This is a genomic window from Tessaracoccus antarcticus (assembly GCF_003688855.1).
Taxonomy (GTDB): Bacteria; Actinomycetota; Actinomycetes; order Propionibacteriales; family Propionibacteriaceae; genus Arachnia; species Arachnia antarctica.
Window position 1 is genome coordinate 79,783 of the sequence record NZ_REFW01000002.1, and the last position, 25,418, is coordinate 105,200.

25 protein-coding genes are annotated in these 25,418 nt (G+C 67.9%); 11 read left to right on the forward strand and 14 right to left on the reverse strand.

What is annotated here, in order from left to right:
• Positions 1–3: 3 nt before the first annotated feature.
• The 9 genes from EAX62_RS07675 to ctaE all read right to left on the reverse strand — a co-directional run bounded on the left by EAX62_RS07675 (position 4) and on the right by ctaE (position 9,892).
• Positions 4–1,164 carry an ABC transporter permease gene (locus EAX62_RS07675; protein WP_121901119.1) on the reverse strand — a complete coding sequence of 387 codons (1,161 nt, stop codon included), beginning with the start codon at positions 1,162–1,164 and terminating at the stop codon, positions 4–6.
• Complete coding sequence (locus EAX62_RS07680) at positions 1,161–2,042, reverse strand: ABC transporter ATP-binding protein (protein WP_121901120.1); 882 nt, start codon at positions 2,040–2,042, stop codon at positions 1,161–1,163. Before EAX62_RS07680 ends, EAX62_RS07675 begins: the two co-directional genes overlap by 4 nt.
• 99 nt (positions 2,043–2,141) lie before the next feature.
• Positions 2,142–2,792, reverse strand: coding sequence for a response regulator (locus tag EAX62_RS07685; RefSeq protein WP_199711241.1), 651 nt, complete (start codon positions 2,790–2,792; stop codon positions 2,142–2,144).
• Positions 2,792–4,042: a sensor histidine kinase gene (locus EAX62_RS07690; RefSeq protein ID WP_121901121.1), complete on the reverse strand. Its 1,251-nt coding sequence runs from the start codon at positions 4,040–4,042 to the stop codon at positions 2,792–2,794. The genes EAX62_RS07685 and EAX62_RS07690 overlap by 1 nt, the downstream gene beginning before the upstream one ends.
• Complete coding sequence (locus tag EAX62_RS07695; protein WP_121901122.1) at positions 4,042–5,508, reverse strand: GuaB1 family IMP dehydrogenase-related protein; 1,467 nt, start codon at positions 5,506–5,508, stop codon at positions 4,042–4,044. Before EAX62_RS07695 ends, EAX62_RS07690 begins: the two co-directional genes overlap by 1 nt.
• Before the next feature lie 78 nt (positions 5,509–5,586).
• On the reverse strand, positions 5,587–7,299 hold the full coding sequence (gene qcrB, locus EAX62_RS07700; protein ID WP_121901739.1) for a cytochrome bc1 complex cytochrome b subunit: 1,713 nt from the start codon (positions 7,297–7,299) through the stop codon (positions 5,587–5,589).
• Positions 7,299–8,363 (reverse strand): cytochrome bc1 complex Rieske iron-sulfur subunit, encoded by a 1,065-nt coding sequence (gene qcrA, locus EAX62_RS07705; RefSeq protein ID WP_121901123.1) that lies wholly within the window; start codon positions 8,361–8,363, stop codon positions 7,299–7,301. The genes qcrB and qcrA overlap by 1 nt, the downstream gene beginning before the upstream one ends.
• Positions 8,360–9,160 (reverse strand): cytochrome bc1 complex diheme cytochrome c subunit, encoded by an 801-nt coding sequence (qcrC, locus tag EAX62_RS07710; RefSeq protein WP_121901124.1) that lies wholly within the window; start codon positions 9,158–9,160, stop codon positions 8,360–8,362. The genes qcrA and qcrC overlap by 4 nt, the downstream gene beginning before the upstream one ends.
• A gap of 27 nt (positions 9,161–9,187) precedes the next feature.
• On the reverse strand, positions 9,188–9,892 hold the full coding sequence (gene ctaE, locus EAX62_RS07715; protein ID WP_456119770.1) for an aa3-type cytochrome oxidase subunit III: 705 nt from the start codon (positions 9,890–9,892) through the stop codon (positions 9,188–9,190).
• Positions 9,893–9,991: 99 nt separating this feature from the next.
• Between ctaE and EAX62_RS07720 the strand changes: the two genes are divergently transcribed.
• Genes EAX62_RS07720 through trpD form a run of 3 tightly spaced genes read left to right on the forward strand, consistent with a single transcriptional unit; the run spans position 9,992 to position 12,458 of the window.
• Positions 9,992–11,020 (forward strand): cytochrome c oxidase assembly protein, encoded by a 1,029-nt coding sequence (locus EAX62_RS07720; protein ID WP_121901125.1) that lies wholly within the window; start codon positions 9,992–9,994, stop codon positions 11,018–11,020.
• Complete coding sequence (locus EAX62_RS07725; RefSeq protein WP_121901126.1) at positions 11,017–11,427, forward strand: response regulator transcription factor; 411 nt, start codon at positions 11,017–11,019, stop codon at positions 11,425–11,427. The genes EAX62_RS07720 and EAX62_RS07725 overlap by 4 nt, the downstream gene beginning before the upstream one ends.
• Complete coding sequence (trpD, locus tag EAX62_RS07730; RefSeq protein WP_233557864.1) at positions 11,424–12,458, forward strand: anthranilate phosphoribosyltransferase; 1,035 nt, start codon at positions 11,424–11,426, stop codon at positions 12,456–12,458. Before EAX62_RS07725 ends, trpD begins: the two co-directional genes overlap by 4 nt.
• Here the strand turns inward: trpD and EAX62_RS07735 are convergent.
• A complete protein-coding gene (locus EAX62_RS07735) occupies positions 12,445–13,095 on the reverse strand; it encodes an A24 family peptidase (protein ID WP_121901128.1) in 651 nt (216 codons plus the stop codon). The two genes, trpD and EAX62_RS07735, sit on opposite strands and share 14 nt — an antisense overlap.
• 129 nt (positions 13,096–13,224) lie before the next feature.
• Positions 13,225–14,139 carry a sunset domain-containing protein gene (locus EAX62_RS17380; RefSeq protein WP_121901129.1) on the reverse strand — a complete coding sequence of 305 codons (915 nt, stop codon included), beginning with the start codon at positions 14,137–14,139 and terminating at the stop codon, positions 13,225–13,227.
• Between the two features lie 132 nt (positions 14,140–14,271).
• Between EAX62_RS17380 and EAX62_RS07745 the strand changes: the two genes are divergently transcribed.
• The gene (locus EAX62_RS07745) at positions 14,272–14,781 is read left to right on the forward strand and encodes a peptidylprolyl isomerase (protein WP_121901130.1); all 510 of its coding nucleotides are present in this window, start codon (positions 14,272–14,274) and stop codon (positions 14,779–14,781) included.
• A 122-nt stretch (positions 14,782–14,903) separates the two neighbouring features.
• Here EAX62_RS07745 and EAX62_RS07750 read toward each other — a convergent pair whose 3' ends face one another.
• Entirely contained in the window at positions 14,904–16,679 is a 1,776-nt protein-coding gene (locus tag EAX62_RS07750) for a DEDD exonuclease domain-containing protein (protein ID WP_121901131.1), read from the reverse strand.
• 139 nt (positions 16,680–16,818) lie between these two features.
• Between EAX62_RS07750 and EAX62_RS07755 the strand changes: the two genes are divergently transcribed.
• Together EAX62_RS07755 and EAX62_RS07760 are read left to right on the forward strand one after the other, a co-directional pair.
• Positions 16,819–17,040, forward strand: coding sequence for a hypothetical protein (locus EAX62_RS07755; protein WP_233557865.1), 222 nt, complete (start codon positions 16,819–16,821; stop codon positions 17,038–17,040).
• Between the two features lie 46 nt (positions 17,041–17,086).
• Entirely contained in the window at positions 17,087–18,223 is a 1,137-nt protein-coding gene (locus tag EAX62_RS07760; protein WP_121901132.1) for a C40 family peptidase, read from the forward strand.
• Between the two features lie 18 nt (positions 18,224–18,241).
• Here the strand turns inward: EAX62_RS07760 and EAX62_RS07765 are convergent, their stop codons facing one another.
• Positions 18,242–18,988 (reverse strand): alpha/beta hydrolase, encoded by a 747-nt coding sequence (locus EAX62_RS07765; RefSeq protein WP_121901133.1) that lies wholly within the window; start codon positions 18,986–18,988, stop codon positions 18,242–18,244.
• 101 nt (positions 18,989–19,089) lie between these two features.
• On the opposite strand from EAX62_RS07765, the gene EAX62_RS07770 reads away from it, so the two are divergent.
• From EAX62_RS07770 to EAX62_RS07790, 5 genes are all read left to right on the forward strand, one after another.
• Complete coding sequence (locus EAX62_RS07770) at positions 19,090–19,851, forward strand: lysophospholipid acyltransferase family protein (protein ID WP_121901134.1); 762 nt, start codon at positions 19,090–19,092, stop codon at positions 19,849–19,851.
• Complete coding sequence (locus tag EAX62_RS07775; RefSeq protein ID WP_121901135.1) at positions 19,848–21,041, forward strand: sensor histidine kinase; 1,194 nt, start codon at positions 19,848–19,850, stop codon at positions 21,039–21,041. The genes EAX62_RS07770 and EAX62_RS07775 overlap by 4 nt, the downstream gene beginning before the upstream one ends.
• A 19-nt stretch (positions 21,042–21,060) precedes the next feature.
• The gene (locus EAX62_RS07780) at positions 21,061–21,702 is read left to right on the forward strand and encodes a response regulator (protein WP_121901742.1); all 642 of its coding nucleotides are present in this window, start codon (positions 21,061–21,063) and stop codon (positions 21,700–21,702) included.
• 61 nt (positions 21,703–21,763) lie between these two features.
• Positions 21,764–23,149, forward strand: coding sequence for a class II 3-deoxy-7-phosphoheptulonate synthase (locus EAX62_RS07785; protein ID WP_121901136.1), 1,386 nt, complete (start codon positions 21,764–21,766; stop codon positions 23,147–23,149).
• Positions 23,146–24,171, forward strand: a complete 1,026-nt coding sequence (locus tag EAX62_RS07790; RefSeq protein WP_121901137.1) for a threonine aldolase family protein — start codon at positions 23,146–23,148, stop codon at positions 24,169–24,171. The genes EAX62_RS07785 and EAX62_RS07790 overlap by 4 nt, the downstream gene beginning before the upstream one ends.
• Here the strand turns inward: EAX62_RS07790 and EAX62_RS07795 are convergent.
• Entirely contained in the window at positions 24,159–25,409 is a 1,251-nt protein-coding gene (locus EAX62_RS07795) for a hypothetical protein (protein ID WP_121901138.1), read from the reverse strand. The two genes, EAX62_RS07790 and EAX62_RS07795, sit on opposite strands and share 13 nt — an antisense overlap.
• Between the last annotated feature and the right edge of the window lie 9 nt (positions 25,410–25,418).

The following is a 25,418-nucleotide window of genomic DNA, read 5'->3' on the forward strand; positions in this document are numbered from 1 at the left end:
CGATCACCCGGCCCTGCTGAAGGCCTCCTTGAGGTTCAGGATCCCCGAGGTCTTCAGGATGCCGCGGCGATAGATCTGCGCGCCCACCAGAATGGCGGCGCCCATGAAGATCAGGCACAGCACCAGCGCGATGACGGCGTCGATCCACGTGGACTGCCCGGAGAGCAGCCGCTGCGGCATGATCACGCTGGAGACGATGGGGACGTAGCTCAGGACCTGGGCTGCGGTCCCACGGGCCAGGAAACCGGCGAAGTAGACCCCCATGAGGATGAACGTCAGGGGCATGGTGGTGTTGTTCAGGTCCTGGACACGGGTGGCCATGGCACCCGTGGCCGCCCACAGGCAGCTGAGGGCGGCGAACCCGACGAGGAAGAAGACGATGAACCAGCCGATGTTGGGTGCCAGCAGGGGCAGGAACTTCCCGAACTCCGTGAGGGAGATGCCGATGACCCCGACGGTGAGGAAGATGAGCAGCTGCCCCATGGCCATGATGGTGTTGCCCAGCACCTTGCCGATCAGCAGGTGGCGCGTCGGCACGGCAGCCGTGAGGATCTCCACGATGCGCGACTCCTTCTCCTCCACGACACTTTGTGCGATCTGCAATCCGTAGGTGAGGGCGGACATGAAGAACAGCACCGAGAACACCAGACCTGTGACAAGGGCGATGGCGGCGTCCTGCTCCACCTGTTCCCCGGTGAGCTGCAGCGTGACGTTGGAGCCCTTCTGGAGGGCTGCAGGATCAATGCCCAGTTCGCGGGCGTTCTGGTTCGTCATGTAGGTCGAGACGGCCTGCTGGACGTCGCCCACGTTCGTCTCGATGCTGTCCACGAGCAGATCCCACCCGTCATCGGTGCGTACCAGGCCCGCCTCGATGTCGCCGTCCTCCACGGCGGCCCGGATCTCGTCCTGTGGCAGGGTGGAGGACTGGATGTCGCGGCCACTGCTCTGCGCCGCCAGGGCCACCACCTGGGCCCCTGCCTCGTCGGTGACCCCGACGGTCATCTTGTCCTGGGAGTTGGCGAACAGGAAGGTGAAGAAGAAGCTGCCGATCAGGATCACCACCACGACGATCGTGGAGATCCAGAACGCCTTCTGGGTGAGCTTGGCCATGATCTCGCGGCGGGCGACGATCCACCATGGCATGGACGGGGCTGGGTAACTCATCGTGTGATCTCCCTGTAGATGTCGCTGAGGGGACGGATGGTGGGGCCGAAGGCCCGCACGGGACCGCGTTGCATGGCCTCGGCGAGCACTGCCTGTTCGGCGGCGACGTCGGCGAAGACGACGGACGCCTCCGCGCCGTCGAGGTCGAGGACCTGCACGCCGGCGTGGTCCCGGAGCCAACCGAGGTCGGACTCGGTGCGAATGCGGTGGTGCGTCTCGCCGGCGCGGCGAAGACTGTCGACGGGGCCGTCGGCCACGACCTTCCCCTTGGCGAGGATGACGATGTCGTCGCACAGACGCTCCACGAGGTCCAGTTGGTGCGAGGAGAACAGCACCGGCACCTGCCGCTTGGTGAACTCGCTGAGCAGGGCGAACATCTCGTCGACGGCGTCGGGATCGAGGCCGTTGAACGGCTCGTCCAGCACGAGGCCGATGGGTTGAGCGATGACGGCTGCCGCGATCTGGACGCGCTGCTGGTTGCCGAGCGACAACGTCTCCAGCTTGTCCTTCGTCCGTTCACCCAGACCGAACCGGTCCATGAGGGCACCGGCCGCTTCGCGTGCCTCGCTGCGGGACATGCCGTGCAACTCCCCGAGGTAGACGAGCTGGGTGAGTATCGGCTGCTTCGGGTACAGGCCGCGCTCCTCGGGCATGTACCCGAACTGCGCCCGCACCCTGGTGGTGATGGGCTTGCCGTCCCACAACACCTCCCCTGCATTGGGCTGCAGCAGGCCCATGATCATGCGCATGGTGGTGGTCTTGCCGGCACCGTTGCCCCCCACGAAGCCGGTGAACCTGCCTGGCTCCACGCTGAAGGAGACGTCGTCGACGGCTGTGAGGTCGCCGTAGCGACGGGTGAGGTTTCGTATCTCGAGCATGACATCCACAATGCCAGCAGGGACCGCCGCGCCGCATCGGCCGCTGTGCTGAAGAACCCACGCTGGTCCTCCCCCGGAAGGGGGAGAGGGCGCCCGCGCCTACCGGTCGATGGTGGGGGAGATGAGGCCGTGCTCGTATGCGTGGATGACGGCCTGCACCCGGTCGCGTACGCCCAGCTTGGACAGGCAGGAGGAGACATGTGTCTTCACGGTGGCGTCACCGACCACGAGGCGGGCGGCGATCTCCGCGTTGGAGAGGCCGCGGGCCATCAGCACGAGGACACCGCGCTCCCGCTCGGTCAGGCGTGCCAGTCCGGGGCTCGGCGCCGGGGCGGTGCGGGCCCCGTGGACTGCACCCTCGATCACGCGTCGGGTCACCTCTGGTGCGAGCAGGGCCCCGCCGCCGGCGACGACGCGGATGGACTCCAGCAGCTTCTCCGGCTCGGCGTTCTTGAGGAGAAACCCTGCGGCGCCGCAGCGCAGGGCCTCGAAGAGGTAGTCGTCGCGGTCAAAGGTGGTGAGCATGATCACCTCGGCCAGGTTCGCGGCACGGATGCGCCGGGTGGCCTCCACACCGTTCATGACGGGCATCTCGATGTCCATGAGGACGATGTCAGCCGTATGGGCCATGGCGAGCGCCTCCGCCCCGTTGGCGCACTGCCCCACCAGTTCGATGTCGTCCTCCACGCTGAGCATCAGCGCGAACGCCTGCCGCACCAGCGTCTGGTCGTCCACCAGCAGCACGCGGATCACCGGGACCTCCCATGCACGGGAAGGCGGACGAGTACCCGGTAGCCACGCGCGGGGCGGGAACCGATGTCTGTGGTGCCCCCCAGCGCTGACACCCGCTCCCGAATACCGAGCTGCCCCAGCCCCGAACCGCCGGTGCCGCGCAGGGGCCGGCCGTCGTCGATGATCTCCGCCTCCGCGAGATCCTCGCCGAAGCGAACCGTGAGGCGGGCGGCGGTGGCCGTGGAATGGGTCCGGACGTTGGTGAGGGCCTCCTGGATGACCCGGTACAGCGTCGTCGACTGCGTGGGGGTCAGGCTGTCCAACTGCGACGGGTCGCCGACCACTGTCAGATGCACAGCCATGCCCAGTGTTGCGTTGTCCTCCACCAGTGCGGGCAGTGACTCCAGACCGGGAGCCGCCGCGTCCTCGTCGCCCGAGCGGAGTGACCCCAGCACGGTGCGCAACTCCTGGACGCTCTGGCGTGCGGAGCGTTCCGCCGCCAGCAGCGCCTCCTTGGCCTCCACGGGCTTCCTGTCCATGCTGCGTCGAGCCGACGCCGTCTGGACCCCGATGAGAGCGACGTGGTGGGCCAGCGAGTCATGCAGTTCGCGCGCGATGCGCAGCCGCTCGCCGAGGACCGCCTGATCGGCCAGCTGACGTGCCTGGTGGTCCACGATGACGCGTGATGCTGCCAGCTCGGCCTCGCTGCGCGCCTTGAGCCACGCGTTGCGGCCGAGCCAGGTGGCGGCACCGAAGTAGGCCACGTTGATGAAGATCTGGCTGATGACCAGCAGCAGGGGCGAGGCGCCCATCTCGGCGATGCGGAGCGCACCGAAGACGGAGAAGGCGAGCGAGACCCAGACGGTCATGGCCAGCAGGACCACGATGGTGGCCAGCATCAGGGCCTCCCGGTTGCGCGCCCACGCCATCGCCGAGTACAGGCCAAGGAAGTAGAGCACCTGCATGCCGGGCTGCGACGCCGCCAGGGGAATCAGCGAGCCGAGCACCACGAAGTGCACGCCCGTGCACAGCAGCAGCACCCCTACCGGGAACAGCCGGCGAACGGCGATCATGGCACCGGCCAGCAGGGTCAGGGGGATGCTCCACGCGAGATGCATCTCCGCCTGGAAGTCGGGGATCGACCAGTACCCGAGCAGGCCCGTGATGGACAGGGCCACGAGGGCCGCGGCCAGGCCGACGTCGGTGCGCAGCGCACCCCGGGGTACGGTGCGTGTGAAGCCGTCGTCGACCCCGAAGAAGTCGCGCACTACCAGCTCCGGTCCACCGGGCGGCCCTCCTCGTAGCCGGAGCCGGACTGGACGCCGACGACGGCGCGGTCCGTGAACTCCGCAAGGGTCCTGGCGCCGGCGTAGGTGGCCGAGGACCGGACGCCTGACGTGATCCAGTCGAGGAGGTCCTCCACTCCGGGGCGCTGGGGGTCCAGGTACATCCGCGAGCTCGAGATGCCCTCCTCGAACAGTGCCGCGCGGGCCCGTTCGAAGGCTGACTGCTCCCGCGTGCGGTGCCGGACCGCGCGGGCCGAGGCCATGCCGAAGGATTCCTTGTACACCCGGCCCTGGTGGTCGGTGAGATGGTCGCCCGTTGACTCATGCGTACCGGCGAACCAGGAACCGATCATCACGGAGCCGGCGCCGGCCGCCAGCGCCAGGGCGACGTCGCGGGGGTGACGGACCCCACCGTCGGCCCACACGGAGGTCCCCAGTTCGCGTGCGGCTGTGGCGCATTCGAGGACGGCGGAGAACTGCGGGCGCCCCACACCCGTCTGCATGCGGGTGGTGCACATCGCGCCGGGGCCCACCCCCACCTTGAGGATGTCGGCCCCAGCCGCGCTCAGGTCACGGACTCCGTCGGCGGTCACCACGTTGCCCGCCACGATCAGGATGCGGCGACCAGTGCTCCTGGTGAACTCATCGCGTGCCGCGGCCGCCACTCGGAGCGCCGCGATCATCTTCTCCTGATGGCCGTGGGCGGTGTCCATGACGAGCACGTCGGCGCCTGCGGCCAGTGCCGCGCGCGCCTTGCCGGCCACGTCGCCGTTGATGCCGACGGCAACTCCGGCGCGGAGACGACCGTCGGGGTCGAGGGCGGGGGAGTAGATCCGGGAGCGCAGCGCCCCCTTGGCGCTCATGACACCCACGAGGTGAGAATCGCCGTCGACTGCGACCGCAACCCTGCGGTGCTGGCTCGACAGGGCGTCGAACACCTCCTCGGGCACGGCGTCCGAGGCGACGAAGGCCACGTCGGTGGTCATGACGTCCTTGGCCTGGGCGAAGCGGTCGACACCCTCAGCGGCGGAGGGGGTGACGAGGCCGACGACTTTGCCGTGGTCGAGAACCACGGCCACACCGTGGGAGCGCTTGGCGATGAGGCCCAGCGTCTCACCGATGGTGGTGTGCAGGTCGACGGTGACGGCAGTGTCGAAGATGGGGTGGGCGGCCTTGACCTTCGTGATGGCTGCGGCCACGACGTCGGTGGGGATGTCCTGCGGGAAGACGGCCAGGCCGCCACGCCGGGCCATGGTCTCCGCCATGCGGCGGCCGGAGACGGCCGTCATGTTGGCGGCCACCAGGGGCAGGGGGGTGTCGAGTCCGTCCGTGGAGGTGAGGTCCACGTCGAGTCGGGACGTGACGTCGGAGCGGCTGGGAACCATGAAGACATCGGAATACGTGAGGTCATGGGTGGGCTTGTCGTTCAGGAATCGCACGTACTCCATTGTTGCACCGATCGCCCGGGCACGACGCAAACGACCCGACCCCCGGGGAGGGGGACGGGCCGTGTGCGGATGGTGCGATCAGCGGTTCGAGGACTCCTCGAGGGCGCGCGCCTCGGCGGCTTCGATCTCTCGGACTCCGCCGACGCCGTGGGACGCCGCCTCCTCCAGTTCGGCTGCGGTCGGCTTGGCCGCGTCGTGCTCGAGGAACCAGCGGGACAGACGCGCCCGCAGGGGGGACACCTTCTGCTTGATCCGGATGCCGTTCTCGTCAGCGGTGGGACCCGCTTCCAGCACGGCGTGCTGGAGGTGGGACGTCAGTGTGTACTGCTCGTCCACGCTGATGGGCAGGTGCGGCTCCGAGTAGCCACCGTCGGGGGCGCGGCTGATGATCCCGGACTCGGACCCGTGCAGCACCCGCTCCTTGTCCGCCCGCTGCAGACCGATGCAGACGCGGCGGGTGATGAGGAAGGCAATCACGGGTAGGACGAACACGGCGACCCGCAGGAACAGCGTGATGGCGTTGAGGTCCAGTCGGAAGCGTGTGGCGATGATGTCGTTGCCACCGCCGATCATGAACAGCGAGAAGGCGGTGATGCCTGCCACGCCCAGCGCTGTCCGGGTGGGGACGTTGCGGGGACGGTCCAGCACGTGGTGCTCACGCTTGTCGCCCGTCAGCCACGCCTCCACAAATGGCCACGCCGCGAGCAGACCGAAGAGCAGCCCCATCATCCCGAGTCCGGGGACGAACACATTCCAGGACCATGTGGTGCCCCAGATGTGGGTCTCCCAGTTCGGGACGATCCGAATGGCGCCCTCCACGAAGCCCATGTACCAGTCCGGCTGGGAACCAGCCGTGATCTTGGCCGGGTCGTAGGGGCCGTACAGCCACACAGGGTTGATCTGGAACAGGCCACCCATGAGGACCAGGAGTCCGAACACCACGAAGAAGAAGCCGCCAGCCTTGGCCATGTAGACGGGGAACAGCGGGTAGCCCACCACGTTGTTCTCGGTGCGGCCGGGGCCGGGGTACTGGGTGTGCTTGTGGTAGACCACGAGAGCCAGGTGGGCCGAGATCAGGCCCAGCAGGAGGCCGGGGACCAGAAGGATGTGGACCATGTAGAGCCGGGGGATGATGATGTCGCCCGGGAACTGGCCGCCGAAGACGAAGAACTCCGCCCAGGTGCCGATGATCGGGATGGAGCGGATCAGGCCGTCGACGAAACGAAGACCTGTGCCCGAGAGCAGGTCGTCGGGCAACGAGTACCCGGCGAAACCGGCGATCAGGGACATCGACAGAAGGCCCACGCCGATGAGCCAGTTGACCTCGCGGGGCTTGCGGAACGCGCCCGTGAAGAAGACCCGGAGCATGTGCACGAAGGCGGCGGCCACGAACAGCAGGGCGGCCCAGTGGTGGATCTGGCGGACCAGGAGCCCGCCGCGGACGTCGAAGGAGATGTTGAGTGTGGAGGACAGGGCCTCCGACATTGGAATGCCCTTCATGAGCTGGTACGAGCCGGCATACTCGATCTCCGCCATGGACGGCTTGTACCAGATCGTGAGGAACACGCCCGTGAGCAGCAGGATGACGAAGGAGTACAGCGCGACCTCACCGAGGAGGAACGACCAGTGGTCCGGGAACACCTTGCGAAGGTTGCCGCGGCCGAGCTTGGCCAAACCGAGGCGGTCGTCGGCCCAGCCGAGCGGGCCAGCTACCGGGGACTTCTTGGTGACCGGGGCCTCCTCCGCCTCGAGGGCAGGAGAGGATTCGGTGATGATCGTCGGCTTTGCCATCATGCGTCACCCTTCTGGAAATCGACGCGTGAATCGCGTTCGAAGAAGCTGGGACCCACTGGCACCGTGAAATCGCTTTGTGCCACCAGGTAGCCCTCAGAGTTTACCTTGATGGGCAACTGGGGCAGCGAGCGTGCTGCCGGCCCGAACACCACGACGCCGGAGTCCGAGAGATCGAACATCGACTGGTGGCAGGGGCACAACAGATTGTGCGTCTGGCGTTCCCACAGACTGATGGGACACCCGACGTGCGTGCAGATCTTGGAGTAGGCGAGGATGCCGCCCACCTGCCAGTCGCGGCGGGACTCGGGAATCTTGATGGAGGCCGGGTCCATGCGGACCACGATGAGAGAGCACTTGGCCTTCTCGATGGCCATCTGTGCCCCGTGGAAGTCCTGCAGGTTCTCCGGCTGGGCGTTGATCAGCTGGCCGATCTCGACATCGGATGGCTTGATGGGGGTGAAGGTGACGTCGTTGACGATGCGCACGCCCTCGGCCCAGATTGTCGCCTCGATGGTTTCCTCGCGCTTGGAGCGCGTGGGCCACGGGCCCATGTCGGCGAACAGCACCACGGCGGGGATGATGCTGAAGCCCAGGGCCCCGGCCAGCGCGCCGCCGATGAGCTTGCGACGGCCGAAGCGGGACTGCTCCACGCCCTCGGAGAACTGCTCTGCCACGGCAGCGCGCGCCTCCGGCGGGGAGCCGGCGCTGTGGCGGTATTCCACGCTCTCGGCGTCGGTCATGATGACGCGTGCCCACTGGACGCAGGCGAGGCCGATGAGCAGCACGGCGAGGCCGCCGGTGATCCCGAAACCGACGTTCTGCGCGTTGGCGTTGATGACGCCGAACTTGACGTAGGTGTCACGGGGGACCGCGAAGTAGATCACCACGAAGGCGATGGCAAGGACGGGGACGGCGGCCAGCATGCCGACGATGGCGGCGTAGGCGCGGTTGCCTGCGGCCGGGTTCTCGTCGGTGTAGCGCTCGACGTGTTCCTCGAGGCCGGGGTTCGCCACTGGCTGACCGAGACCCGGGTCCTTGACGGGGAGATTGTCGTGACTCATCGGGCTCGCGCCCCCTTCTTGGCGATCCAGGTGGCGATCAGGGCGAGTCCGCCGATGCCGAAGATGAAGACCCAGAAGCCTTCAGAGACGGGGCCGTTCTCACCCATGCCCAGACCACCGAACGTGGGCTGGGAGTGGGCCTCGTTGAGGTAACCGATGATTTCGCGGGCGTCGTCGTCGGAGATGACGTCCTTGGAGAACACGGGCATTTGCTGGGGACCTGTGCGCATGGCCTCCCAGACGTGGATGTTGGCGGTCTCCAGGAGCGATGGGGCGTACTTGCCGCCCGGGAGCGCGCCGCCGCCGCCGACGATGCCGTGGCAGGCGGAGCAGTTGGCGCGGAACAGGGCGCCGCCGCGGGCGATCTCTTCTGCTGAAAGGCCCTCGGGGGAGTACTGGGATTCCTTGGGGCTCTCGACTCCGGCACCCCAGGTGGAGATGTAGGCGGCGAGCGCGTTGACCTGCTCAGCCGAGTAGAGCGGGGTGCGAGCCGGGATCTGGGCCTCGGGGCGGGCTGCCGGCATGCGGCCCGTTGCCACCTGGAAGTTGACGGAGGCGGTGCCGACGCCGATGAGGCTGGGCCCCTGCGTGGTGCCCTCGCCGTTCAGGCCGTGGCAGGAGGAGCAACTGACGTTGAAGAGCGCTTTGCCCTCCTCCACCTGCTGGCTCATGTCGGTGTCCGCGGAGGTCTGCTGCGGTGAGACGACGGAGTAGCCCACACCCACCACCAGCAGTGCCAGGAGGAGGAGCAGGGGGCGCGCAGCAGCGTGACGACGTCGCTTCGAGAGGAAGTTCATGAGTGGGTCTCCTGGTGGGGTGCCGGCTCAGCGGAGGAAGTAGATGACGCCGAAGAGGATGATCCAGACCACGTCCACGAAGTGCCAGTAGTAGCTGACGACGTGGGCGGTGACGGTCTGTTCATGCGTGTGGGTACGGGTCATGTACGACCGGGCCAGCACGAACAGGAAGGCCACGAGGCCACCGACGACGTGGATGCCGTGGAAACCTGTGGCGAGGAAGAAAGCGGACCAGTAGGCGTTGGTGGAGACCTGGAAGCCCTCACCGAACAGCGTGAAGTACTCCCAGACCTGGCCGCCCACGAACAGGGAGCCCAGGATGAACGTCACGATGAACGCCTGGCGCAGCCCCCACTTGAGAGGGTTCAGCCAGGACCCGTTCACCCGGCCGTGCTCCGCCGCGTTGGCGCCGAGCTGGCAGGTGATGGAGGACGTCACCAGGATCGCCGTGTTGACGCTGGCGAACGTGATGTCCAGGTGCTGGGTACTGGCGTCCCACAGGGACAGGGTGTTGCCCGCGGCGGCCTGCTCGTTGGTGGCGTTGCGGATCCAGAAATAGGCGGCGAAGAGCGCCGCGAAGAACATGAGTTCGCTGGCCAGCCACACGATGGTGCCCACAGCGACGGTGTCGGGGCGCCCCTTCGGCTTGTTCAGCCGGGCGGAGGACACAGCGTGGATGGCGTTGCCGGGCAGCACGGCGGGCGCGATGAGGGAATCAGGTTGGCTCGTCACCCGACCAGTATGCCCGCATTTTCTGGTTGGAGTACAACGTGTCGCCTACTTTGGGGACCCCCAGTGCGGAGGGGGCGGCAGATGGGGCATAATGCGCCCATGTTTGGCGGCCTCACACTGCCCGGATTCCTACCACTGCACGCCGACCCCGGCGACGACGTCATCCCGCTCGAGGGATGGCGATATCTGACTGCCTGGACGTTCGAACCAGTGCCCCTGGTGATGATCCTTCTCACCGCGGGCCTGTACCTGTACGGCGTCCACGTATTGCACAAGCGCGGAGACACGTGGCCCGTCCTGCGCACCGTCTACTTCGTCGTCCTCGGGCTCGGGACGCTGTCGGTGGCGCTGTTCAGCTTCCTCGGCACCTACGACACGGTGATGTTCTGGCTCCACATGGTGCAGCACATGATGCTCAACATGATTGCTCCCGTCTTCCTCGTGGCGGGGGCGCCGATGACGCTGGCGCTGCGCACCCTGCCGAAGAGGCCGCGCAAGTGGTTGCTCGTGGCGCTGCACTCCACCGTCGCCAAGATCGCGCTGTTCCCGCCGCTGACCACCTTCCTGATGATCGCCAGCCCGTTCGCGCTGTACATGACGGGTTGGTACAACCTGACGCTGCGCAACAACGTCGCCCACGACATGCTCCACATCTACATGGTGGTGGTGGGGTGCCTGTTCTTCTTCCCCCTGCTCGGGGTGGACCCGGTTCCCATCCGGATGCCCTACCCCATCCGCATCCTGCTGTTCTTCCTCACCATGCCGTTCCACGCCTTCCTCGGCGTCACCATCATGGGCTCGACGCGTCTCATCGCGGAGGACTGGTACCTGGCGTTCAACCGCACGTGGGGGTTCAGTCCGCTGGAGGACCAGACGTGGGCGGGCGGTTTGATGTGGGCCACGGGTGACATCACCATGTTCGCCGCCATGTTCACGATCTTTCTCCAGTGGATCAAGGACAGCAAACGCGAGGCCAAACGCGTCGACCGCGCTCTGGATCGGCGGGATGCGCTGGCCGCCAAACAGGCCGCCATGGCCCGGGAGGGCGGCGTTGGATACGATGCTGGACGACGCCAACCCCCAGCCAGGTCCGACGCCGACACCGTCGGGGATGAGGAACAACCATGACAGACGCAGCGGACCGCCTCAGGATTCTCCTGTTCTCCGATGACCGCACGGTGCGAGAAGAGGTCCGGCTGACGCTGGGACGCAAGGTGGCCAGTGACCTCCCGGAGATCGACGTCGTGGAGGTGGCCACCGGCCCGGCGCTTCTGCGCACCCTCGATGCGGGAACGGACTACGCCCTCATCATCCTCGACGCCGAGGCGCAGCCCGAGGGTGGGATGGGGCTTGCGCACCAGATCAAGGACGAATACTCCAACTGCCCGCCCGTGCTGCTGCTCGTGGCACGTCTGGCGGACGCATGGCTGGCGACGTGGTCCCGGGCCGAGGCCATCTCGCCGTACCCCGTCGACCCGCTGCAACTGCCGGAGCAGGTGGCAGGCATGCTGCGTCGCGCGATCGTGGCTCCGTGACCTTTTCCTGGCCGGACATCCTGACGGGGCTGGTGCGGAGGGAGGGCCTCGAGTCCGAGGCGGCCGAATGGGCCCTCAACGAGATCTTTGCGGGCAGGGCCAGCGAGGTGCAACTGGCGGCCCTCCTGGTGGCACTGCGGGCCAAGGGTGAGACCGAGGACGAGATCGCGGGCCTGTCCAACGCCATGCTCGGCAACGCCCTGCCCATCACGCTGGCGCACGAGGCGGTCGACGTCGTGGGGACGGGTGGTGACAGGGCCAACACGGTCAACATCTCCACCATGGCCGCGATCGTCGCGTCGGCGGCCGGCGCCAAGGTCATCAAGCACGGCAGCCGGGCAGCGTCGTCGATGGCAGGCACGGCCGACACACTGGAGGCTCTGGGCGTCAACATCTCGCTGGATCCATCCCGTCAGGCCTCCATCCTCGGCGAGGCCGGGATTGTGTTCCTGTTCGCCCAGATGTACCACCCGGCCATGAAGTACGTCGGGGGGGTCCGCAAGCAGTTGGCCATCCAGACCACGTTCAACTTCCTCGGCCCGTTGTCCAACCCGGCACAGCCGCGCGCCATGGCACTGGGTGTCGCCAATGACGAGATCGCACCGGTGATTGCCCGTGTGCTGGCGGGTCGGGGCGTCCGGGGCATGGTCTTCCGAGGCTTCGACGGCCTGGACGAACTCACCACCACGTCCTCCTCGGACGTGTGGATCGTGTCCGACAGCCGGGTGCACCGCACCACGCTGGACCCCCGCGACCTGGGGCTCGAGCCCGCGGCCCCCGCTGACCTCACGGGCGGGGACGCGGCACACAACGCGACGGTGGTGCGGGACCTCGTCAACGGACGCACAGGACCCATCCGCGACATCGTGGTCCTGAATGCGGCAGCGGCCCTGCTCGCATACCGTGGCGTCAGCGTCGTGGTGCCACTGGCGGAGCAAATGCAGGAGACGAAGATCGACGTCGAGGCAGCACTTGACTCCGGTGCGGCGCTTCGCACGCTCGACCTCTGGGTGGAACTCACCAACCGCTGACGGCCGCGGCCACCACCGGCCCCAGCCAGAGGGCGGGACCGTACGGAAAGTGTGCTGCGTGCTGGGTGCCGCGACGGGCAAGCGTGTGGGCGATGCCCCAGATGGCACCGATCAGGGTGCCGCACAGCAGCGACAGCAGCCACCCTTCCAGGCCCCACAGTGCCCCCATGGCACCCACGGTCCCGGCCAGGCGGACGTCGCCGTAGCCGAACGTGGCGCTGAACCGCCACACCAGGTGGAACAGCCCATACGCCGCACAGCCGCCGGCCACCGACCCCAGTGCCGTCGGCCAGTCCTTGACGGCCACGTATGCCAGCCCCATGACCACCTGGGCCGCGCAGATGCGGTGCAGTGTGAGGGGCAGCCACGTGGTGCGCAGGTCCACCCACACCAGCGCGGCCCCGGCTCCCAGGTACCCGAACCAGACGCCCCACTGCTCCGCCGGGACCCGGTGGAGCACGTGGGCAAGTGCCATGACGGACCCACCCAGCAGGAGGATGGCGCGGGCGCTCACCAGGGTTGCGTAACCGGGTGCCGGTTCACCTTCTGCGGTGGGAGGCTCCGTCAGCCGCGGCACCACGCACGCCAGGTGCAGGGCGGCCGATACCGCGCAGAGCAGCGCTGCGAGCCACGTCATGAAGCCGAGGCTAATCTCACCGCCGTGCGCGCGGGGCGTCGGCGGCCGTTTCTCCCGGGAGCTGTGGAAAAGCAACGCGCCCACCGCCCCGGCACGGGGCGATGGGCACGTTGGTGCGTGGTGCAGCGGTCAGCGCTGGGCGCGGGTGAAGCCAGCCTTCTCGGCGGCCTCCTCGGAGCTGAACCAGACCTCGGCGATCGTGCGGTCGTAACCGCCCGAGCCGGCGAGGTGGTACTTCTTCGAGCGCTCGTTGCCCTTGATGGTGAATTCCTCCGGCGGGTTCTCCCCGACGTAGGACCCGTCACCGTAACCGGCGTGGGCCTCGGCGTCACCGTCGCCTGCGTCAGCATTGGCCACGGCGTCCTGCGGCGCCTCGGCGTCCTTGGCACCCTCGAAGTCATCGCTGGGTGCGGGGACCGCGTCGGTGACCAGTTCATCGTCGGCCTGTGAGGTGGCTGCCTCATCGTTGGTACCGGCGACCTTCGCGGCCGTGGCGAACGTGTCGTTGTTGTTCACATACGCCTTGGACGGTTCATGCGCGGTCCAGCCGTCGTCCTTGGGGGTCAGGAAGTGACGAACCGCAGCCACGGCGCCGGCGACGGCGGCCGAGATGGCGATGAACTTCACGAATCCCTTGAACTTGCTCTTCTTGCGCTTCGGCTCCAGCTCGCCCTTCAGCGCCTGAACAGTTGCCTCGCCGCGGCGACCGGCCTCGGCGACGACGGGGTTCTCCGCGGCCTCGTGCAGCAGTTGCTGCAGCTTGGGCAAGATGTCGTCCGACACCTTGTCGCGGGCCGCGTCAACCACCGGGGTGACCTTGCCCAGGGCGTCCTTGATGTGTGGTTCCCAGGCGTCCAGCCGCTTGGCTGCAAAGTCGGCGGTGCGGACCTTGGCATCGTGCGCCGCGGGTCCTGCGGCCTTCTGGGCATCGGCCAGCAGTTCGCTGGCCTTGGCGAGGGCGTCGTTCAGCGCGCTCTGGCCGACTTCGGCAGCGGCGGCGGCAGAATGCGCGGCGGCCTTCTTCAGCTCTGTGGACTTCTTCACAGTTCCTCCAAAATAGGTGTGGCTCGTGATCGAGCAGTCTTCACGTTACCGGGTCATTGGTTCGAGGAAAGGGGAAACCTCGGCGTCGGGTAGGTTTGTCCTCGAGATCTGACACCAACCGAAAGGATGCGGATGAGCATCGCGACCCTGCACACAACCCTGGGCGACATCGTCATCAACCTGTTCGACGAGCAGGCACCCAAGACCGTGGAGAACTTCACGGGCCTGGCTGGCGGCACCAAGGAATACTCCGACGCCAAGACCGGACAGAAGACAACCGGGAACTTCTACGACGGCGTGATCTTCCACCGCGTCATCTCCGGCTTCATGATCCAGGGCGGCGACCCGCTGGGCACCGGCACCGGCGGACCGGGGTACACCTTCGCTGACGAGTTCCACCCTGAACTCAGCTTCGACCGTCCCTACCTGCTGGCCATGGCCAACGCGGGGCCGGGTACCAACGGCTCCCAGTTCTTCATCACGGCCGGGCCCACCCCGCACCTGAATCGTCGCCACACCATCTTCGGTGAGGTTGCCGACGACGCCAGCAGGAAGGTCGTCGACGCGATCGAGGCCACCCCCACCGACGGTCGTGACCGCCCGAGCACGCCGGTGGTCATCAACTCGGTGACGCTGTCCTGACGCAGGAAACTGCACCTCTGACACCGTGAACGGTGGTCGGGCCCAAGGGTTCCGGCCACCGTTTCGTCTGTCTCCGTGCGTGAGTGTGCCCCGAGCCACGGGCGTTGCGGGGTGGTGCCCGGTCACACCACGTGCACGCTCTGACCGTGGGCGGCCCCGAACTCCAGGTCGCTCACCAGTGCCGGCGCCGCGTCGCCCAGCAACTCGCCGGCCAGCCGATCGGCGGGCAGCCCGGCGTTGACGGGCCACGACCACTCCCCGTCGGTGTCCAGAAGCCGCACCCCGGGGGTCTCCAACCATGCGGCGACGCGTTCGGCCTCCTCGTGCGTGCAGGCCGGCATCCCGCCGGGTGGCGCGACCACGGTCGCCGCGGACGCCACCGCCTCCGCGGCCACGGCCTGCACCATGGGGGTGCGGGCGAAACTGGCGGCCGCCAGCCGTCCGTGCCGGATCACATGGATATCCCATCCCCCTGCGACGGGGGCGGCCGCCACGAGTTGGCGGCAGGCAGCGATGGAGCGCACCCTGTGGTGCCGGACCGAGGTGGCGTGGAAGTGCTGGAGCCGGCTCGTGAGGACTCCCGCCTCCTCGTACCGCTCCGCTGCCACCAGCTTCGTGAGGCGTTCGCGGGCCGAGCGCAGCACGCCCCGGGCGTCGGAGTCCCAGGCCCGCTGCACCTCCTCGACCGCCACGGCGTGCGCCGCCACACCGTCACCGAGCAGGCACGGGGCCGAGCACCGCCCCATCTCCCTGAGTGCGCAGTCCGCGCTGGGTGTCCTGGCGGAAAGCCTCGTGGTGCACTGGCGCAGCCGGAAGGCCTCCTGCAGCACCATGGCAGCCTCCTGCGCGGCGTCCATGGAGGTGAACGGGCCCCAGTGGGTGGCGGACTCGTCGGTGACGCGGCGCACGGCCGACAACCGCGGGAACGCCTCACGCGTCAGCTTCAGCCAGATCTGCCGGTGCTGATTCTTCGACCTGCGGTTGTAACGCGGAGAGTGGCTCGCGATCATCCGCAGTTCCCGCACCTCGGCCTCCAGTGACGTGGCGCATTCCAGGAACTGCACGCCCGTGGCCACCCGCACCATCTCGTGGATTCTGGAGCGCTTCTCGGCTGCGGAGAAGTAGCTGCGCACCCGACGGCGCAAATGGGTGGACTTCCCGACGTAGAGCACCTCGGTGCGTGGCCGCTGGTCGGCGTCGAGGCCGTCGTGCACGAACCAGTAGACGCCCGGGGCCTCAGGGGCGGCTTTCGCCCAGCCCCGCTTGGCGCGGCGGTCCGGGGAGACCCGGGCGGTCATCTCCGACAGGTCCTCCAGCGTGTGCACCCCCAGGTTGCCCACCCGCTCCAGCAGGGCATGCAGGACATCGACGGTGGCGCGGGCGTCGCTGAGAGCACGGTGGTTGGGAATGGTGGTGGCGCCGAAGTGGGCGGCCAGCGTGGACAGTTTGCAGTTGCGGACCTCCTCGGCCGGCATCACCTGCCGGGCCACGGCCACGGTGTCCACCACGTGGGGGCGCGGCCAGGGCAGGGACAGCAGTTCGTGTCCACGCCGCAGGAAGCCGATGTCGAAGGGTGCGTTGTGGGCCACCATCACGCAGCCTGCGCTGAAGGTGGCGAACCGGGGCAGCGCGTCGTCGAGCCGTGGGGCAGACGCCACCATCTGGTTCGTGATCCCGGTCAGCACCTGGATCATGGGCGGGATGGGCACCTCGGGGCGTACGAGCGTCTGGAACTCGCCGAGGATCTCGCCGCCCCGAACCTTGACGGCGCCGATCTCCGTGATGCAGCTGTCCTTCCCGCCGCCCGTTGTCTCCAGGTCCACCACGCAGAACGTCACCTGGGACAGATGCGTCCCCAGATCGTCGAACGACGGTTGTGCGACAGGAGCCAATGACATGGTCCCCACACTAGGAAGACCCACCGACAAACCCACAACCCGAGCGTCCACGTCCCTCCGTCGTGGACGGGGCGTCAGGGGGAGTGGAGTGGCGACGCGGTCCTCCAGGAATGTCAGTGGGGGCCGCGACGATGGGGACATGGCTACTTTGCATGTGGATTGTGACGGGTGTGCTGCCCGTGGACCCGGCTGCGCTGACTGCGTGATTTCGGTCCTGCTGGGCCCACCGGCCTTCGTGGAGTTCGAGGACCAGGAGGTGGAGGCCATGGCCGTGCTGGCGGATGCCGGACTCGTGCCGCCTCTGCGTCTCATGAGCACTCGACGTGACCAGGGGTTTGGGGATATCCTGAAGGTGGTTTAGCCTTTTCTCAGTTGAGAACGGTTTTTCTATGCTGGGGGTTTACTCGATGAACAGGTTGCGCGCAGCCATTGCCATGGCTGTCTCGACGCTCTGCATCGCGAGTCTGGTGGTACCGGCCCACGCCGACCCGGACGCCGTGGCGCGTGCCAAGTCGGATCTGGAGCGCATCCAACAGGAGTCCTCCGCCATCGACCAGGACATCATCGAGGCCAGCGCACGCGCTGACGAGGGTGCCAGCAAGCTCGCCGAGGTCACAGCTGACCTCCACAAGCAGCAGGAAAAGGTCAGGGCCATGGCCTCCGATCTCGGCGACATCGCCGTGGTCCAACTGCAGTCCGGCGGACTCGACATCACGGCCCAGTTCCTGACGAGTGACTCCGAGGACAGTTTCCTGTCCGGCCTCGCCACCATCCAGAACGAGGCGAACCGCAGTAACGCCAGCCTTCAACTCCTCCAGGTGGAGCAGTCCGAGGCGGACACGCTGCAGGCGGAGGCCGACCGTACCAACGCCTCACTGAAGGCCGATCTGGCCGCCAAGGAAGAGCTCGCGGGGCACTACGCCGCGAAGGAAGCCGAGGCCAAGTCTGTCTACGACCGTCTGGGCGCCGAAGAACGCGAACGTCTGCGCCAGCTGGAAATCCAACGCCAGCGCGAGCAGGAGGAGGCGGACCGTCAGGCGCGCCTCGCCGCGCAGCAGGCCGCGCAGCAGGCTGCCGAGCGTGCCGCGGCGCAAACCCCCACCACCACCGCCGGTGAGGACACCGGGACCTCCCAGGGTGAACCCGCCGGTACGCCCGCGGGGGAGACTGTGGCCGCCCCGGCCACTGGTTCCAGTTCCCGTGCCCTGACTGCCATCTCGGCGGCCACCTCCAAGGTCGGCAGCAGCTACGTGTGGGGGACTTCTGGCCCCAGCACCTTCGACTGCTCGGGCCTCACCAGCTACGCCTACCGTCAAGTGGGCATCTCACTGCCGCGAAGCTCGCGCGCCCAGTTCGCCATGGGGACCAAGGTCGCGAAATCCGACCTGCAGCCCGGTGACCTCGTGTTCTACTACTCACCCGTCAGCCATGTGGGGATCTACATCGGCAACGGCAAGATCGTTGACGCCGCGAACCCCCGCAGCGGGGTACGCATCACGAGCGTGAACTCGATGCCCTTCTCCGGCGCCCGTCGCGTCGGCTGAGCCTCACAGGCGCCCTCCTCAGCCTCCGCTGTGCTCATTCACGAAGGCCACGGATCGGGAGAAGATGACCTCGGCGTCATTGTCGAGCGTTGCCACGTGGTAGCTGTTCGGCAGAGGAACCACCTCGGTGGCCGGTAGCGACCTCAGCAGCGTCTCGTGGCTCGAGTCGTCCACCACATGGTCGACGGCGGAGCGGAACAGGACCACGGGCGCGTCCACCCGGGACAGGTCCGCTCTGACCTGCTTCCACAGCTGCGTCATCGACCAGGCCGCTGCCACGCTCACCCGGTCATAGCCCAACTCCTTCACACCATCCTTGCGAATATCGGAGGTGATGCCCGGCTGTGTCCTGACCACATGCTGCAGGAGACGGGAAAAGGGGAGCAGCCGGTTCCGGCTGGCGATGGCGGGATTCACCAGCAGCACACCCGCCACCGGCCTCTGCTCGGCCAGTCGCAGCGCCAGCGCGCCACCCATGGACAACCCCCCGACGAAGACCGTTCGGCAACGGGAGGACAACTCCTGCCACGCCGAGTCGATGTCGTTGTCCCATTCCTCCCACCGGCTCTCCGACAGGTCGTCGATGTCGGTGCCATGGCCCGTCAACCGTGGCGCGATGACCGTGGCGTTGCACCCGTCGGCGATGGCGTGCGCCCAGGGTGCCACCGACGACACGGACCCCGTGAACCCGTGGCTCAGCACCACACCGATGTCGCCGTCGCCCACCCGCAGCGTCTCCGCGCCTGACCAGATCTGTTTACCCATGCCAGAACCCTGCCCGCTGCGGCGCGTCACGGCAAGGGGCGCCTCACGGGAGGCACTCCTCGATAGAGTGACCCTCGAATCCGCCAGAGGGGACAGACAGCGTGTGGTACGCAATCTTCAAGGCCGCGATCTTCAGGCCGCTCGTCAAGTACGGCTTCCGGGCCCGGATCATCGGCGCCGAGAACGTGCCTCGCAGCGGCGGTGCCATCCTCGCCAGCAATCACATCGCCACGATGGACTCGCTGGTGGTGCCGGCCATGGTTCCGCGCCGGGTGACCTACCCCGCCAAGGCTGAGCTGTTCACCGGCAAGGGAGGCCCAGGGGCCGCCCTCGTCGCATGGTTCCTCAAGGCCGTGGGCATGGTGCCCATGGATCGCGGCGGTGGCCGAGCCAGCGCGACGGCGCTGGACAGCATCTCCGAGGTGCTGGCCACCGGCGCACTGGTGGGCATCTACCCCGAGGGCACGCGCTCCCCGGACGGCCGGCTGTACAAGGGCAAGACGGGGCTGGCGCGCATGGTGCTGGCCAACGACGTGCCCGTCCTGCCCGTGGGCGTCGTGGGGACGGAGACACGCCGGGGACTCTTCGGGATCCCCTATGTCAGCCGCCCCATCGTGATCGTGGGTGAGCCGCTGCACTTCTCGGAGCTCGCCGGTCGCGACAGGGAGACCAAGGCCCTGCGCTGGGTCACCGACGAGACCCTCGCGGCCATCCAACGGCTCACCGGCCAGCAGTACGCCGACGTCTACGCCAGCCGGGTGAAGTACGGGGACCTCAAGGACACCGGCTCCGACGCGCACGTGCTGCCCCGCCCCGGCGGTGGCCCGGCCCCCCTGCCCGTGGTCAGGGACGACGCGGAGTGAACCAGCGGAACGAGGCCGTCGCACCACCAGGGAGCGGCCGGCTGCGGGCCTCGCGGGCCTGGTTCCGCCACGCCCACGACGTGCTCGGACGGGTCTACACGGTCTGTACCACGGTGCGCGCCGTCATGGCGCTGCACGCGATCTTCCTGAACCTCTTCCTCGTCCTGCCCGAGGCACACAACAAGCCGGGCGTGGTGCTGGTCTGCTTCGTCATCGCGGCCTGGACCGTACTCGTGTCCATCCTGCTGCGCCGGCCCCGCCGCCGCACCCCCTGGGTGTTCGTCGCCGACCTCCTCGTCACCGTCGCCGTCGTGCTTGCGACGCCCCTGGTGGCTGAGGGCGGGGACGTGCCACTGACGCTGGCGGCCTACTGGGGCGGGGGTTGCGCGGTGTACGCCGCCATCCTGCTGTCGACGCGGTGGGGGATGCTGCAGGCGGTGATCATCTCCGCCGCGTACGTGGCGGTGCCTCCGTACCTGACCCTGCGCCGGATCGACATGGTGGTGCTCATCCTCGCCACCACGTTCTGCCTGGGCGCCCTCATCAGCCAGTTCCGGATGACCCTTGCGGAGCAGGAGCGAAACCGTGTCCGCAATGCCTCCCTCGCCGAGCGTGAGCGACTGGCCCGCATCGTCCACGACGGGGCGCTGCAGGTGCTGGCGCTCGTCGAACGTGAGGGCCCGTCGCTCGGCCCCCGCGGGATGAGGCTGGCGTCGCTGGCACGGGAGTCGGAGTCGCAGCTGCGGAACCTGTTGCAGGACCGCGAGATCGGCGACGATGCCCCGGATTCGCTGGTGGACCTGGCGGCAGCTCTCGACAAGTACCAGAGCGCGCGGGTGACGGTGTCCACCATGGCAGGCACCGTCATGTTGCGCCGGCGGGTGGTGGACGAGGTGGAGGCCACGTTGCTGGAGGCACTCACGAACGTGGAGAGGCACGCCGGACCGGATGCCTCCGTGTGGGTGCTCCTGGACCAGGAGAGCGACGACGAGGTGATCCTGTGGGTGCGCGACAACGGCACGGGGATGAGCGCCGACGCAGTGACGGATGCCTCCGCCCGCGGCAGGCTCGGAATCCGCGACTCCATCGTCGGCCGGATGTCCGCACTGCAGGGCTCTGCCATGCTGAAGTCAACGCCCGGACTGGGCACCGAGTGGGAACTGCGGTTCCCCGTGGACATGGGGGAATGACGTGAAACGCAACAAGGTGATGCTGGTCGATGACCACCCCATGTGGATTGATTCGCTGAGCGAGGACCTCACCGAGGTGGGATTCGAAATCGTGGCCGTCGCCAAGAACGGCACCGAGTGCCTGGCCCGGGCGCGAGCGACCCGGCCGCAGGTGGTGGTCATGGACCTGCAGATCCCCGACCCGGACGGCGCCACCTGCACGGAGATTCTGTTGAAAGAGTTCCCCGACCTGCACGTGCTGGTGATGTCCGCATCGGGGGAACGCGACGACGTGCTGCGGGCCATGCGTGCCGGGGCCAAGGGGTACCTCGTGAAGTCGGCGTCCAAGGCCGAACTCATCGAGGGGGTGCAGCGCACCGCCGACGGCGACGCCGTCTTCACACCCGGCCTCGCGGGGTTGGTACTGGGTGAGTTCCGACGCCTCGTCAACGTGGCGCGGGCCCACAACGAGGAGGGGCCCATCCTCACGACCCGCGAGATCGAGGTGCTCCGCCGCGTCGCGAAGGGGCTTGCCTACCGGGAGATCGCGGAGGAACTGTTCGTCTCGCACCGCACGGTGCAGAACCATGTCCAGAACGTGTTGCGGAAACTGCAGCTGCACAACCGGGTGGAACTGACGCTCTACGCCATCGACCAGGGCCTCCACAACCCGGACGAGTGAGGTGTTCCACGGCCGGGGCTGCGGTCGGGACAGCGTTGCGCATTGCGGTAGCCTGACGGCCATGTCCTCCATCATGTCCCGGGAAGAACTGCGTGCCCTGCCACAGGTCCAGCAGCCGTCCTACCCGGACCCCGCAGCGTTGGAATCCGCCATCGACACGATGGAGAAGTTGCCGCCGCTCGTGTTCGCGGGCGAGTGCGATGACCTGCGCCAGAAGCTGGCCGACGTCGCCGACGGGCGCGCCTTCCTGTTGCAGGGGGGTGACTGCGCTGAATCGTTCGAGGCCGTGACGGCCGACAACATCAAGGCCAAGCTGCTCGTCCAGCTCTCCATGGCCGTCGTCATGACCTACGCCGCGCAGGTGCCGGTGGTCAAGGTGGGCCGCATCGCCGGCCAGTACGCCAAGCCGCGCAGCAACGGCAACGAGACCCGCGACGGCGTGACGTACCCGTCGTACCGAGGCGACGCCATCAACGGCTTCGACTTCAGCGAGGCCTCCAGGGTCCACGACCCGCAGCGGCTCGTGCGCATGTACAACGCCTCCGCCGCCACCCTCAACCTGGTGCGCGCCTTCGTCAAGGGCGGCTTCGCCGACCTCCGCGGCGTCCACACCTGGAACCGCGACTTCGTCGGCAACTCCTCCGTGGAGACGGAGTACGAGGAGCTGGCCAGCGAGATCGACCGTGCCCTGGCATTCATGGTCGCCTGCGGCGTCGACGACCGGGCCCTGTCCACCATCGACTTCTACGCCAGCCACGAAGCGCTGCTGCTCGAGTACGAGCGCGCCCTCACCCGCGTCGACTCACGCTCGCAGAAGCTGTACGGCGTCTCCGGGCACATGCTGTGGATCGGGGAGCGCACACGCCAGCTCGACGGCGCCCACGTGGAGCTGCTGCGCCGCGTGCAGAACCCCCTGGGTATCAAGCTGGGCCCCACCACCTCGCCCGCCGATGCCCTGGCACTGGCTGATCGACTGGACCCCGACCGCATCCCCGGCCGCATCACGTTCATCACACGGATGGGTGCGTCGAAGGTCCGGGACGTGTTGCCCGCCATCGTGGAGGCCGTCGAAGCCAGCGGTCGCAAGGTCGCGTGGGTGTGCGACCCCATGCACGGCAACACCTTTGAATCCACGAACGGGTACAAGACCCGCGCCTTCGCCGATGTGGTGGAGGAGGTCCACGGCTTCTTCGACGTCCACGATGCGCTGGGCACCTGGCCAGGCGGCGTCCACGTCGAGCTGACGGGTGACGACGTGACCGAGTGCGTGGGAGGTGTGCACCAGTTGTCCGAGGAGGACCTGGGAAGCCGCTACGAGACGGTCTGCGATCCGCGGCTCAACCGCAACCAGTCGCTGGAACTGGCGTTCATGGTCGCGGCCAGGCTGCGTGCCGGACGCGCTCGCCACGACAATCCCGTCCAGGCCTTCCACGCCCGCGACCTGTGATCGACCTCCGCAGCGACACCCTGACCCGCCCGTCGGCGGGGATGCTTGCTGCGATGGTGGCGGCCCCCGTCGGTGACGACGTCTACGGCGAGGACCCCACGGTGGCCGAGCTCGAGGAGCGCGCCGCGGACCTGCTGGGGCACGAGTCCGCGCTGTTCTGTGCCACGGGGTCCCTCGCGAACCTGCTGGGCATCTGGCTGCACGTTCCACCCGGCGGGGAGGTGCTGTGCGACTCCCTGGCCCACATCGCCCGCGCCGAAATGGGTGCCCACGGCGCCCTGCACGGCGTGACCATGCGCACCTGGGCCTCGCAGCGGGGCAGGCTGGTGGCGCAGGACGTGCTGTCGATGCTCGCACTCGATTGCGGACCCTACCTCGTGGAGACCTCCGCCGTTGAGGTGGAGGACACCAGCAACTTCGGTGGCGGCACCGTGCAGGATGTCGACGAGGTGACCCGCCTCAGCGGCGAACTGGCCCGGCTGGGGATCGCCCGCCACCTGGATGGTGCACGCCTGGCCAACGCGGCTGCCACCACGGGGCTCAGCCTCGGCGACTACGGCCGGCTCTTCGACACCGTCACCCTCTGCCTCTCCAAGGGGCTCGGTGCCCCCATCGGCACCGTGCTCGCAGGCTCGGCCGCTGACATGGCGCGAGCCCGGGTGCAGCGCAAGCGACTGGGCGGTGGTTGGCGGCAGGCGGGAATCCTCGCCGCCGCCGGACTGTGGGCGCTGGAGCACAACCTGCCACGCATCGGCCTGGACCACGCCTCCGCCCTGTCCTTCGCCCGCGCCGTCGCGGACAGGGTGCCCTCAGCGGTGGACGTCGACACCGTCGAGACCAATGTGGTCCTCCTCGAGACAGGCGACGCCCGTTCCGCCGCGTCAGCGTGCGAGGCCGCCGGCGTGCGGCTCAGCGTGCTGGGGCCCCACCAGTTGCGTGCCGTCACACACCTCGACGTGACTGCGCGGCAGTGCCGGGACGCCGGCGCCGTCGTCGCAGCGGTGCTGTCTCAGGCGCTGTAGTTCTCGATCTCGGCGATGGGGCGGGGCCAGGCGCCCAGCTCCTTCCACGCAAAATCGGGGATGCGGGCGAAGAAGCCGTGCAGGAACTCCGAGGTCCTGTCCAGCTCCGCCGGTGACCAGTCGCCGCCCTCCACCCGGATGGTGCCGTCCCCCTCGATGATGAAGCCGAGACCCCCGGTGCGCAGGAAGTACTCGAGTTGACGCGGGTGGAACACGTCGGAGGCGAACCGTGGCACGGGGCAGCGGACCTTGAAACGCTGGTTGAACGCCGTGGACTCGAACTCCACCTTGTTGCCGCCGAAGCCGCCGAACAGCCCCCAGTTCACGGACACCTCCCGGAACGGGAACGTGGTGCGGAACTGCGCGATGTGCTCGGTGTGTCTCTGCGTGTGGGTGGTGGTGTTGCCCTTGGAATCGGTGGTGGTGTAGGTGGTCTCCCACGTGTGGGTCAGGCGTATGAACGGCAGGCCCTGGTTGTCGGACACGATGATGTCCTTGGCCTGGTGGTTGGACCCCCCCGAGGAATGGTTCACGTAGGAAAGCATGGAGTCGTCGTAGGGGCGGTAGACCCAGTGTTCGCGGTCCTGGAAGGACAGGTGCTGCGGGGGTGGCGTGCCGTCGAAGGACATGGCGTTCGACGAGGTGAGGGCCTGTTGGACCCCCTCCAGCCAGGCGACGGCCAGTTCGAGGTCTTCCGGCTTGCGGGGCACGTGCAGCATCACGAGCTGGTCGTGGTCCACCCCGACGTCCACCCTCATGGCCTGCTGCTGGCTGTCCCGCAGCCCGCCGAGGGCGGGGATGACAGCGGCGGCGAACTCCCGGCCGAAGTCCGGCCGACGGGCAACCACGTGCACGGGGGAGGACGTCACGAGTGCCCCGGACACGCCCGCGCGTGGCATGTCGGGCAGGAACGCCGACGCCTCGGGCAGGGATTTGGGGAGTTTCATGCTCACCACGTAGCCGCTGCTGCTGAACGCGTCACTGGAGTACCGGAAAGCCTGGAAGGGCACACCGGCGGGTCCGCGGCCGATCACCTGGTCGTCGACCCTGCGCTCGAACCCGACCCCGAAGGGGGCCGTGTTCAGGCCGATGATGATGTCGATGCCCGGTGACTCCACCCACGTCCAGCCGCGCTCCTCGATGGACTTGATGTAGCGGCGTTTGGTGTAGTACCAGATACCGCCGACGATGATGGCGATGGCGAGCATGACGAGCAGCAGCACGACGACGTTGTTCACCGGGTTGAC

Excerpts from the sequence above, each read along its gene's own strand:
- EAX62_RS07765 (WP_121901133.1), bottom strand. The coding sequence starts at position 18,988 with ATGGGTAAACAGATCTGGTCAGGCGCGGAGACGCTGCGGGTGGGCGAC.
- EAX62_RS07755 (WP_233557865.1), top strand. The coding sequence starts at position 16,819 with ATGGCTACTTTGCATGTGGATTGTGACGGGTGTGCTGCCCGTGGACCC.
- EAX62_RS07750 (WP_121901131.1), bottom strand. The coding sequence starts at position 16,679 with ATGTCATTGGCTCCTGTCGCACAACCGTCGTTCGACGATCTGGGGACG.
- qcrA (WP_121901123.1), bottom strand. The coding sequence starts at position 8,363 with ATGAGTCACGACAATCTCCCCGTCAAGGACCCGGGTCTCGGTCAGCCA.
- EAX62_RS07695 (WP_121901122.1), bottom strand. The coding sequence starts at position 5,508 with ATGGAGTACGTGCGATTCCTGAACGACAAGCCCACCCATGACCTCACG.
- qcrC (WP_121901124.1), bottom strand. The coding sequence starts at position 9,160 with ATGAACTTCCTCTCGAAGCGACGTCGTCACGCTGCTGCGCGCCCCCTG.
- EAX62_RS07735 (WP_121901128.1), bottom strand. The coding sequence starts at position 13,095 with ATGACGTGGCTCGCAGCGCTGCTCTGCGCGGTATCGGCCGCCCTGCAC.
- EAX62_RS07780 (WP_121901742.1), top strand. The coding sequence starts at position 21,061 with ATGCTGGTCGATGACCACCCCATGTGGATTGATTCGCTGAGCGAGGAC.
- EAX62_RS07675 (WP_121901119.1), bottom strand. The coding sequence starts at position 1,164 with ATGAGTTACCCAGCCCCGTCCATGCCATGGTGGATCGTCGCCCGCCGC.
- EAX62_RS07760 (WP_121901132.1), top strand. The coding sequence starts at position 17,087 with ATGAACAGGTTGCGCGCAGCCATTGCCATGGCTGTCTCGACGCTCTGC.
- EAX62_RS07785 (WP_121901136.1), top strand. The coding sequence starts at position 21,764 with ATGTCCTCCATCATGTCCCGGGAAGAACTGCGTGCCCTGCCACAGGTC.
- EAX62_RS07680 (WP_121901120.1), bottom strand. The coding sequence starts at position 2,042 with ATGCTCGAGATACGAAACCTCACCCGTCGCTACGGCGACCTCACAGCC.
- EAX62_RS07725 (WP_121901126.1), top strand. The coding sequence starts at position 11,017 with ATGACAGACGCAGCGGACCGCCTCAGGATTCTCCTGTTCTCCGATGAC.
- qcrB (WP_121901739.1), bottom strand. The coding sequence starts at position 7,299 with ATGGCAAAGCCGACGATCATCACCGAATCCTCTCCTGCCCTCGAGGCG.
- EAX62_RS07720 (WP_121901125.1), top strand. The coding sequence starts at position 9,992 with ATGTTTGGCGGCCTCACACTGCCCGGATTCCTACCACTGCACGCCGAC.
- EAX62_RS07745 (WP_121901130.1), top strand. The coding sequence starts at position 14,272 with ATGAGCATCGCGACCCTGCACACAACCCTGGGCGACATCGTCATCAAC.